General features: G+C 55.8%; 9 protein-coding genes. 1 reads left to right on the forward strand and 8 read right to left on the reverse strand.

Features of this window, described 5'->3' with window-relative positions:
* Nucleotides 1-420: 420 nt before the first annotated feature.
* Nucleotides 421-585, reverse strand: coding sequence for a hypothetical protein (locus WA354_RS07900; protein ID WP_472812457.1), 165 nt, complete (start codon nucleotides 583-585; stop codon nucleotides 421-423).
* Between the two features lie 213 nt (nucleotides 586-798).
* Between WA354_RS07900 and WA354_RS07905 the strand changes: the two genes are divergently transcribed.
* A complete protein-coding gene (locus WA354_RS07905) occupies nucleotides 799-1,578 on the forward strand; it encodes a hypothetical protein (RefSeq protein WP_472812458.1) in 780 nt (259 codons plus the stop codon).
* On the opposite strand, the gene WA354_RS07910 is transcribed toward WA354_RS07905, so the two are convergent.
* The 7 genes from WA354_RS07910 to WA354_RS07940 all read right to left on the reverse strand — a co-directional run.
* Nucleotides 1,548-2,408 (reverse strand): hypothetical protein, encoded by an 861-nt coding sequence (locus WA354_RS07910; RefSeq protein ID WP_472812459.1) that lies wholly within the window; start codon nucleotides 2,406-2,408, stop codon nucleotides 1,548-1,550. The genes WA354_RS07905 and WA354_RS07910 overlap by 31 nt on opposite strands.
* 64 nt (nucleotides 2,409-2,472) lie before the next feature.
* Nucleotides 2,473-2,784 carry a recombinase zinc ribbon domain-containing protein gene (locus tag WA354_RS07915; RefSeq protein WP_472812460.1) on the reverse strand — a complete coding sequence of 104 codons (312 nt, stop codon included), beginning with the start codon at nucleotides 2,782-2,784 and terminating at the stop codon, nucleotides 2,473-2,475.
* A gap of 264 nt (nucleotides 2,785-3,048) precedes the next feature.
* A complete protein-coding gene (locus WA354_RS07920) occupies nucleotides 3,049-4,071 on the reverse strand; it encodes a metallophosphoesterase family protein (protein ID WP_472812461.1) in 1,023 nt (340 codons plus the stop codon).
* 138 nt (nucleotides 4,072-4,209) lie between these two features.
* Complete coding sequence (locus WA354_RS07925) at nucleotides 4,210-5,121, reverse strand: YncE family protein (RefSeq protein ID WP_472812462.1); 912 nt, start codon at nucleotides 5,119-5,121, stop codon at nucleotides 4,210-4,212.
* A 280-nt stretch (nucleotides 5,122-5,401) separates the two neighbouring features.
* On the reverse strand, nucleotides 5,402-8,257 hold the full coding sequence (locus tag WA354_RS07930; protein ID WP_472812463.1) for a TonB-dependent receptor: 2,856 nt from the start codon (nucleotides 8,255-8,257) through the stop codon (nucleotides 5,402-5,404).
* A 587-nt stretch (nucleotides 8,258-8,844) separates the two neighbouring features.
* Nucleotides 8,845-9,933, reverse strand: coding sequence for an IS630 family transposase (locus WA354_RS07935; protein WP_472812464.1), 1,089 nt, complete (start codon nucleotides 9,931-9,933; stop codon nucleotides 8,845-8,847).
* A 210-nt stretch (nucleotides 9,934-10,143) separates the two neighbouring features.
* A partial coding sequence (locus WA354_RS07940) for a hypothetical protein (protein ID WP_472812465.1) occupies nucleotides 10,144-10,356 on the reverse strand: 213 nt, incomplete at its 5' end.

Below are 10,356 nucleotides of genomic sequence, written 5' to 3' on the forward strand. Positions count from 1 at the left end.
GTCCAGTCTGCGGCGGAACCATGCGGGTCGTCGAACGGCTCTCTGCCGCGCAACTCATGCTTCGGTCACCGCCACAACCAGAGCGGTACGCAGCATGAAGCTCTATCTAAATCCTCGATCACTGCCCGCGTTTCGGAGCGTATGCGGATCCCTTGTCCCATCTGGCGCGGATTGCTCGGTCGGCTGGCCCTTCGGCCCTCGACTGACGCCTCCTTGTGGTGTTTCACTGGACCATCGCAACGTCAAAGCTGCACATCCTACTCAACTCGCCCGGTACCTGATCTACCTGGACCCGCTCAGACCGATTCAAAGTACATAGCCTTCCATGAGGGCGGCTTCCTTCAAGTCGCTGTATCAGAAGCGCCCCTCGGAGATCACACAAATGCGCACGGTCGCGTAGTGGGCGCTCCAGATACAGCACTAAGACATATCACCGAGGGTCACTTGTCCGAAACGGTGACCACAAGTCCATTTGAAATGCGCGCCGTCAACGAGTGACTCGGCGATAATGCGCTGTGCGCCGGGATAAACCGGCATGTTGTAGGGGGTGCAAGTCCCCTGCAGGAAAGGAAGTAGCGACTCCATCCTGACCTCTAGTCTTGCATGGGACATCGTGAGGTGTTCTGTGAAGCGTAGGCCGGAGGCATCGGTGGGCGGGGTGATTGAGCTTCGAAAAATCGCAGATCAGGATGCCGACTCCCTAGTGAGCAGGAGGAAGGCAAAACGGCAGTCGCGTTATTCGCGAGTGACTGTCCGGTCCTGCGTAGTCGTGAGAGCCCGCGCACGCTGAGAAACAACATGCCCGAGAACCGGGAGATCTCCAGTGCGCCTTCGTCGGTTGATGAAGGCCGGTCCGCGAAGGCCTCAGGCCGAACGGCGGACGTGCACGTGCTGGAGAAGTCGGTCTGTGCCTTAGTACCTGTGAACCAGCCGAACAAAGCAGCGATAGCTGCGGCGGAGGCGGGGGAGGGAAGGGCGCAGATGAAGGAGAACATCGGTCAGCCACGCATACACCCGACACAGAGCAGGAACCGCATGTCCCAGGGACTGGACGGTGTGCGAAAAGCAGCAAGGGAAAGGAAACAGGAACGGTTCACTTCCTTGCTCCACCACCTCACCATCACACTTTTGCGCGACAGCTTCTACGCTCTCAAGCGTCAGGCGTCGCCGGGAGTCGATGGTGTCCGGTGGCAGGAGTATGAATCTGGACTGGAAGGTCGGCTCGTTGATCTTCACAGCCGGGTTCACCGCGGAACGTTCCGGGCGCAGCCTTCAAGGCGAGTCTATATACCGAAGGCCGATGGGCGGCAACGTCCGTTGGGCATCGCGGCACTGGAGGACAAAATCGCTCAGCAGGCCGTGTTGACGATCCTCAATCAGATTTATGAGGTCGACTTCAAGGGCTTCTCCTACGGGTTCCGTCCGGGCCGCAGTCCCCATCAGGCGCTCGATGCGCTTGTGGTGGGCCTGGAGCGGAAGAAAGTGAACTGGGTGCTCGATGCGGACATCCGTGGCTTCTTGGATCCATCTTCATACTGCCCCCAGACTCATGAAGTGGTAGCAAACAGCATGGGCTGATCATCTACAACTCTGATCCGTAAGCCCTTACGCCGTCCGCTTGTAACAAGCATGGCTTCGAGGTCGCCGCGCTTTACACGTTGCAACACAGTCTGTCTCGATACACCGAGTTTCATGGTTGCTTCCAGCATGGGCAGATACTCTGGCGGGGCCTTCTCCACGATTCGCGCTCGCAGCTCTTCGGTGATGCGGATTTGCCATGGCGCGCCGGGCGTAACCTGTTCGCCGGCGATGAAGCCTTCGGCCAGCCAGCGATGGATAGTAGAAGTGTTCATGCCGAAGATTTGCGCGGCCTTGCGGATGGGGACGACTTCTCCCGAGGGTGGCTGCGCTGGTGGCTGGAAACGCGGAATACCGCGATAACGGCGCAAGCTGCCGACCTGATTGGCGGTGAAGCGTTCCCCTTTCGCAGTCCTGTGTCCCTGACGATTCAGGATGCCTGCGATGACCTCGTCGGGATAGAGCGCTGCCAGACGGGGTAACAACGAGACGATGTCTTCGCTGGTGCGCAGACCGCGTGGCAGGGAGCGCGGCAGAGGGAGATCGATGTCGGTAAGCTCGCCGCCTCGCCAGCGCAGCGTCAGGTGGGCCCGATGTTCGGGGCGAACGACAGCCACGATTACTTCTTCCAGCAGTGTGCGCAAAAGCTCCTTGCGATCGCGATCCGTGGTGGTGGGCGCGGTCCAGACTTTGCGCAGATCGGAGCCGAGAGCGCGGATCTTTGTTTTCTCTTCAGGGCAGAGTGTGCGAGGACGCTGTTGCTGCCGGCGTCCAAGCTCTGCTTCAGCTGCGGCGAGATCACGCAGCCGCTTCTCCCATTCGGTTTCCAACCCGCGCGCTACCAGTCTGTTTTCCGGTTCGACCGCGCGATACTGGCGTTCGGCACGTTCGGCCTCATAGCGCGCGTTCTACCGCCAGGCGCCACTGACCGAGTGCCGCATCGTGATCCGCCTCCAGTTGCCGCATTGCCTGTTCGGTAGCTTCGACCGCAGCTGGCGTCAACGCTTTCAGAAACGCGTCCGTTACTGCATGATCGATCTGGATACCACCGACGTTGAGACAGTAAACACCTCGCCCCTGGACGAGGTCTTTGCCTGAGCAGTGATAGCCAGGCGAGGCATTTCTGCCGCGATAGTGAGTATGCAGATGGCGGCCACACTTGCCGCAAGTGGCCAGACCCTGCAACAGTGCGGCGCCCTCTCTCACTGCACCGCCTGCCTGGTGAGGTTGGGGATGAACGTTGGCGTCGATGCGGGTCTGATTGGCCTGATAGGTTGCCCAGTCGCGTTTCTCAGGACTAATCCGGCATGCAGCACCCAGACTGGAGGGATTGTTGGCTCCATCGCCCGATGGGATCGAATCTTGAGCTTCTTATGACGGAATCACAGGTTGAGCCGAAGGAAGAATGGATTGCTTTGGAAGAAGCTAGCAACGCTTCCTCCGCGGTGTCGTCCGCAAATGTCGAACAGACTACTTGGCTTTCACTTCGAACGAATCTTTCAGTTCCCAGGCTGGTGTAGCCGAATTCGCGTCTGCCAGGCGATACATCTTTCCGACGAGCATCTTTCCATGAGTAGTGAACTCCACAAAATGATAGTTTGGAAATTCACTTCCCTGGTACAAGTCTTCAGACGTTCGCTCTACCTGAACGGGGCTTGCAGCCCCTCCGCCTGATACGAGATAGGTTACTCCGCCGCGAGCAAAACGTTCATAGTTGTGTATGTGCCCAGCGCAGACAATGATTCTAGCCTTGATGGTCGGAGCCAGCGTTTCAAGATCGTCGCGCAAGACAATCTCGTTGGGCCTTGGGTTGTGGCTCACATTTATCCGGGTCTGAACATCAGCAGCTGGCGGATGGTGCATGCTGATTAATACAAACTTTGTGGTTGTCGGCAGATGTGTCAGCTGTGCGTCCAGCCAGTTCAGCTGCTCGCTTCCTTTCGCAAGGGAAGCGTCGCTGTCGAGAGCAATTGTGTAGAGGCTCTTTCCTAGTTCCACCGAATACCAGCGTCGATCGCGCAACTCCGGAAACGCGCTCCACCAATGCTCCAGTGCCTGCTGGGGATCACCGTGAAACTCGTGGTTTCCAAGAGCAGGATAGACTCGCAAATGTTCACTTCTCCACACCTCGGTCTCGGTTTTGAAGACTTCATAATCGTTTACGACATCCCCACTGTAAGGAACGTCCCCATTCATGAGGACCGCGTCCGGATGTTTCTCAGCAATCTTTTGAACCATCAGGTGCCGCACCTTGGGATTGGTCACCTTGATGTTGGTCGGGTCCGTGAATCGTTGATCGCCGAAAACGATCACCATGCCACCCGCCGACAATTCCTTCTGTGGCACAACGAAACTTGGACCTGCCTGGCTAATCAGCAAATTGGTCGCGAGATCTTCGGGCCTCGGTTCGTTATTTTTCGCCTCCTGGCAGTCAGCAAGAGTCGAAAATGAGACAAAGAGACTGATGGAGAGGACAACTGGACGAAATCTCATAGTACATTTCTCCGCGAAAAATGGCCGCATCAACCTGCGCGGTGCTCTTAAGAATACTGTTGTTGTCCTTCATCCGCGGCATCGAAGCCTATGCACTTGAAACAGCAATTCGATTCCTCTCGCCGATGAGCATCCTGATCAGTTACTTCCAGTTCTTCCAGTTGAGTAGGCACGCACTTCAGCAGAGCGTTCACCAGATCCCGGCACTCCGACAAACAAAAGGCTCTGCTCCGGAACAAATAGCGCTGTCTTCGCCCCCGTAACGGTGTTCAGGACTTGGAAAGGACTGAGTCTCCGAGCAGCGTCTACCTGAAAGATATCAACTTCACCCGCACCGCTAATGACATACACTCGGCGCAGTGCGGCGTCGTAAAACAAGTCATCGGCTTTTCCGGCTGCTGTTTGGTTTGCGATCTCTTTGCCGGTAGCAGCATCGATAGCAATCAACATTCCCGGGGTTCGGCAGGCGACATACAGCAATTGGTGCTCACTATCGAATGCGAGAGGCACATTATCTGCAGCCCTGGTCAATTTCCAATGACTCGCGATTGACCTTGTCGCAGTTTCAATAACAGCCACTTCGTTTGAATCGGCAATGTTGGCAAAAACGCGTTGACCGCCTCGATCAATATCGAGTGCCTCAGGATGGGTCGCCACCACGAGATTCCCAACCAGTGCAAAGTGCCCGGTATCCACGACTGCAATCTTTGCAGGATTGGCTGCATCGCTCCCGCCATGGCCAACAAAGATCAGATGATGCGCTTGGTCATACACCATGTCGTCCGCGTCATCTGAAAGCTTGATTGTCCCAGCGAGCGCAAAGGGGGATCCCTTATATACCAGAAGTTCCGCCAGCGAGCCGTCAGCAACATAAAGACTACCCGTATCCGCTACCCACGCCAGGCCGTGCGGTTTGCCCAGGCCGGTGATGCTCTGTAGTATTTTGTCGGTCTTGAGGTCGATGACCTCAACTGAGTGATTCCCCGTCGCAGCAATAAACAGGCGTTGCCCAGCGAGATCAATGGCAAGGTGATCGAATTTTCCCTGCACTCCGGGCAGCACGATCGACTTCGACATCTGCATGGACTGAGCGGTCACGCTTAATCCCGCGGTTGACAGGAAGCAGGTGACCAGTACGATTGCGGCGCACTTCAAAACGCTGCCAATGTTTTGGCTTCGAGCCCGACTAGCTCTAAACAGATGAATCCTGATGGAATTCAATAGATGCCTCTCGTTTCCAATTTGGGATGCATGCGACCAACTTCGTTCCATTACTTGGAGCGCGGTCGGTCGCATTGATCAGGGAGGAGACTTGTTTAGCTAAGGAAGACTATTCGTGATGAGAAGTCCAGCGAACCCCTCCCGCGTACGTGGGATGGTAGTACTCGCGCTGTACGACGTATTGTGGGCCCCCGTTGTAGAAGCCAAATACTTCGTTGTTCAGGTTTAATCCGTATCCGTAAACCTGGAGTCCCCAAGGCAGTCTGTAGCTCGCCTGAGTATCAAACTGGAAATGTGAATAGAGATAATTGTCACCTGCTGGACCGGCAGTGCCGTTCACTTGCGGGTTGGGCATGGTTTCCTGGTTGCCGTTGGGGCCAAGGACTGGATTGCCATTATCATCGTACACGTAAGCCAGGTTCTCGTATTGATATGCGTAGATCATATGGTCGTCAAATTCCATTCCTACGCGCATCGAAAACTTCTTAGTGTCATAGGTTGGACCTATGTTCCAGCTGTTGGGTGCCTGACGGAGCAGGGCGGGACTGTCGGTTCGCAGCGGATCGACGTCATAGGCCTGCGAATTGGTGTAGCTGTAATTTGTTGAGAGTCCTAACCCTCTGAGCACTCCGGGGAGATAAGAGAAGCGCTGCTGAAATGCGAACTCAATTCCCTGTACATGCGCGCTGCCGGCGTTTGACGGCTGTGAAACAAGCGTCGGCGCACCGGGATTGTATTGATAATTGTTGGTCAGAGTCTGAAGAGTAACAATCGGATTGGAAATCGACTTGTAGAAGTAGCCCACCTGGAGCAGACCAGCGTTGTTGAAGGATCGCTCGTACAGGACGTCATAGTTCCATGCGTATTCGGCCTTCAGGTTTGGATTTCCGATGCTGACCGTAGCCGGCGTGGTCGAGATGTCCGGTTGCCCCACCGCCCCGGTGACATCCTGGGGGTCGGGCCGGGCAAGTCCCCGGCCAAATACGAGGCGAAGATCCGAGTTTTTGTCCACAGCGAAGCGCAGCGAGGCACTTGGCAACACATCAAGATAGTCGCTACCGGCCTTGAACGTTAGGGTAGTGGGGGCAGGATCGAGATTCGGATTGAAGCTCAGAGTACTAAGGTGGGTGTCTTCAAAACGGAGGCCGGCAACTAGTCGAATCCGGCTGGCGAGTTCGATTGTGTTCATTACGTAACCCGCCGAAATGCGCTCAACGAAGTCATAGTTATTGGCATTGACTCCGGGTCCGCCGCTCATCGTGAAGAGGGTGGGGTTGCCGTACACGTAGCTTTCCACCTTGTTGTAATCGGTGACCGGGCCAATGTGGTAAGTCTTGTCGTAGTAGTTGGGGTCGGTAAAGTCGCTGCGCCATTCTGGATGAGCCGCAACCAGGGTCTTTGCGTTCGGCGTGAAGCTTTCGTCGTAGGTATCGTCGTACTTGTGCGCGTTACGGATTTTTCCGCCGAACTCGATCGTGCCGAAATGATTGCCGGCGTGATAGAACCGCGCGTAGGAAGCGGAAGCCTGAAGATTCAGCTGAGCGCTTTTGCCAAAGGTCGGCGGCGCCCACGACTTCAGCTTGTAGTTGTTCGGGTCTTCTGCACTATCAGTTCCCGGACCAAAGCAACCCGAACTCCAGCCGGGACGGTAGACACTGACTCCCTCAACGTTGGTGCAATCAATACCCGGGTCACCTACCCACGAGTACTTCGCACTGCCGCTGCCACTGAGCGAACGTGATCTGCCGAACGCACCGCCCCAATTGATAGTGGAGGCATTGAAGACGTGCTTTCCTTGCAGAGCTAAACTGAAGATCGCCATATTGGGGCGCCGCCAGTCCTGGCTGTATCCAGGTACGTCAGCGTCGTTGAGCGTATAGACCCACTTGTTGCCCCAGTTGCGAAAATTGGAGTAGATTCCCCGCAGAGAGATGTCGGACCCTTCCCTCAATTTGTAGTCGGCGGTGGCGGTCATTCCCCAGCGGGTGCGGTAATAGATGTAGTCGCGCAAATCCATGCTGTCGTAGTGAGGGTTGGCGCTGCTTGTGGTGGGACTGGGTTCAATATCATTGATTCCGCGACCGTTGAAGTCGTACGTTCCCCCTACCAGTAGACCCAGTTTCTTATTTGCGAGAAAGCGCTTGCCGACTGTTCCACCCATTTGATACACGGTGCGGCCGCCGATAATCGGTGTATATCCGCCTATACCATCGAGGGATGCGGTGGGAACCTCGCCGGCTGTCTTGGTGACCAGATTCACGGAGCCGCCGATTCCGTCTGCATCGATGTTGGCCTGCAGAGTCTTGTTGATTTCGACCGAATCCACAAGATCCGAGGCGATGGTGTCGAGTTTGATCTGGCGTACGCCAGTTTCTGGCGACGGTATCGTGACGCCATCGACCATCGTGTTGCTTAAACGTGGCTCGGTGCCGCGAATCTGCACGTACTTGCCTTCGCCTTCGTCGCGCTCGATGGTGACCGAAGGCATGCGGCCGAGTGCGTCAGCGATATTCGCGTTCGGCAGAGAGACAATGACCTCGGCAGGCAGCACCTGAAGAATGTTCTCCGCGGCCAGGGTTCGATTGATGGCTTCTGCTTCGCCGTGCGGACGATCCGCAGTCACGATCACTTCATTGCTCTCTTTGGCGACTTTCAGGACGGCATCTACACGCTCGGTTTGACCCGCAACCACCGTGAAGGTGGTGATGTAAGGCCCGAATCCGACGTAAGACACGGTGAGGGTGTAGTTCCCAGGATTGACTTCCTGGATGTTAAATTCTCCCAGTTCGTTGGTACTTATAGGCCGACCTAGCGGTTGCAGTTCGATCTTGGCTCCCTGCAGGACGGCTCCGCCGGAGTCCTTCACAACACCACTGATGATGCCTTTGTTAGATTGGCTGAATGCCGGAAGCAAAACGAAGAGAAAGAACACCGGGACCGACAGAAAGAAAAAGGGCTTGCGCATGGCACTCCTAAATCCCGGCCTTGGCCGGATACTCGAACTTGATCTATTGACTTGCCACGAGCGTAGGACTGCCGGTTAAAGGCTCGTTGACAGCAAGATGAATATCGGATGACATGCTTATGCTTTATCGACGAAAGGTGATGTCGCTCACAAATCGTTCGTTTCGCCCATGTTGCCTAGCTCAATTTGGGATGGATCGCTTGGAACCTCTTAATCTGCGGGGCGTATCATCCGTTGTGCTATTTCGTGATGGGAATTGCACGAAGAGTCATGCCATGCAGGTAAGCCGCGGAGCCAGATTGCGATCGGGGACCACGCCTACTAGTGAGGTAGTTTCGAGTGCGGAACACCATACTCTGAAAACGCCGCTTGAAGCATCGCCCGATTCAAATCTCGTTTACAACCTCCGCAACGGGAGTAGCGACTCAGATGCGTTCTACTCCGAAACAGCGAAGTTCGCAGAGAAGATCGTCGCGCAGATTGACGACCATGCCAGGCCGATCCTGGATGGATATTGTCACTACTTGCGCGCCTACAAGAGAGAGCCACCACGTAGCCGTGGTGAATACGTAATTGAGTTTCTCACTCTAGTGTCCTGAGTCATTAATTCGTTTACAAAAACGAGCAACGGAATCAAGTATCTGGTCAGCGGTTTTGTGCCAGATGAAAGGTTTTGGGTCGCGGTTGTGGTGATCGATGTAGTCGTTGATGGCCGCTTTGAGTTCTTTGGTCGAGCGATGTACGCCGCGCCGCAGTTGACGCTCTGTGAGCAGCGCAAACCAGCGTTCGACCAGGTTTAGCCAAGAGGCCGAGGTGGGCGTGAAGTGAACATGGAAGCGCGGGCGTTTGGCCAGCCAGTTCTGAATCAGCTTGGTCTTGTGGGTGCCGTAGTTGTCCATGATGAGGTGAACGTCCAGTTCTTCAGGAACGTTGTTCTCGATGGTGTCGAGGAAGTTGCGAAACTCCTGGGAACGGTGGCGTTGCTGGTTCTGGCCGATGATCTTGCCAGTCTTGGTGTCCAATGCGGCAAACAGACTGGTTGTGCCGTGGCGCGCATAGTCGTGGGTGCGACGTTCGATCTGGCCAGGGCGCATGGGCAATAGCGGTGCGGTGCGGTCCAGCGCCTGGATCTGGCTCTTTTCATCGACGCACAAGACCAGAGCGCGTTGCGGAGGATCCATATAAAGTCCCACGATATCGCGCACCTTGTCGATGAACAACGGATCTTTGGACAGCTTGAAGGTCTCGGAGCGATGCGGCTCCAGCGAAAAGGCGCGCCAGATGCGGCTGATGGCGGTCTGGTTGATGCCAGTGGCCTGAGCCATGGTGCGCGTTGACCAGTGGGTGGCTGCCGGCGGCTTGCTCTCCAGGGTGCGAACGATCACCTGTTCGATCTGCGCATCGCTCAACTTGCGAGGCTGTCCGGGACGCGGCTCATCGAGTAAGCCATCTAATCCTTGCTCAGCAAACCTCCGCCACCATTTGCTCACCGTTTGAATGCAAGCATGCATCTGGACGGCGATTGCGGTCGCGGTTCCTCCCTCGGAGGCACGCAGGACAATCTGCGCTCGCATGGAAAGAGCTTGTGCGGTTTTCCTTCTCCGCGTCCAGCCCTGTAACGTCGTGCGTTGCTGCTCGCTCAGTTCCAATTCCGGCAATCGGCGTCCACGTCTCATGACCTTGCTCCTGTCATGTTAGACGCCGGTCGTCATACTTTGTTTAATGTATTAATGACTCAGCACACTAGAGTTGTGTGCAAGAAATAATGCATGCCAGCTAAGCGGAACGCGGCTCGTGACACGGTACTTACTGGTTTCCGGCGCCAGTGTGCTCGGCTTGGTCTGCTTTTTATCGCTATGCGCTGGGGAGCGCATTGCAGATTCCGGCTAATCACGAGCAGCTTGAATGTCCTGGGAAGAGTAGTTGGTTGCGGAGTCATAAGAGTGTTCGGGTATATACTTCCCGCGACTAACGGGCGAGACTGGTTTTGCAACCAAATGAAGCGATCCTCCTGCGCGTGCACGGCCCTGCTCTTCCTCCTGACGATACCAGGGTTCGCGCAGCAGGAATCGCGTGCCGCCACTCCGACTGGTTGGAGG

It is taken from the genome of Occallatibacter sp. (genome assembly GCF_049802275.1).
Taxonomy (GTDB): Bacteria; Acidobacteriota; Terriglobia; order Terriglobales; family Acidobacteriaceae; genus Telmatobacter.

Bases quoted from the DNA above. Each gene is read 5' to 3' on its own strand.
- WA354_RS07900 (WP_472812457.1), bottom strand. From the start codon at position 585: ATGGAGTCGCTACTTCCTTTCCTGCAGGGGACTTGCACCCCCTACAAC.
- WA354_RS07905 (WP_472812458.1), top strand. From the start codon at position 799: ATGCCCGAGAACCGGGAGATCTCCAGTGCGCCTTCGTCGGTTGATGAA.
- WA354_RS07930 (WP_472812463.1), bottom strand. From the start codon at position 8,257: ATGCGCAAGCCCTTTTTCTTTCTGTCGGTCCCGGTGTTCTTTCTCTTC.
- WA354_RS07920 (WP_472812461.1), bottom strand. From the start codon at position 4,071: ATGAGATTTCGTCCAGTTGTCCTCTCCATCAGTCTCTTTGTCTCATTT.
- WA354_RS07935 (WP_472812464.1), bottom strand. From the start codon at position 9,933: ATGAGACGTGGACGCCGATTGCCGGAATTGGAACTGAGCGAGCAGCAA.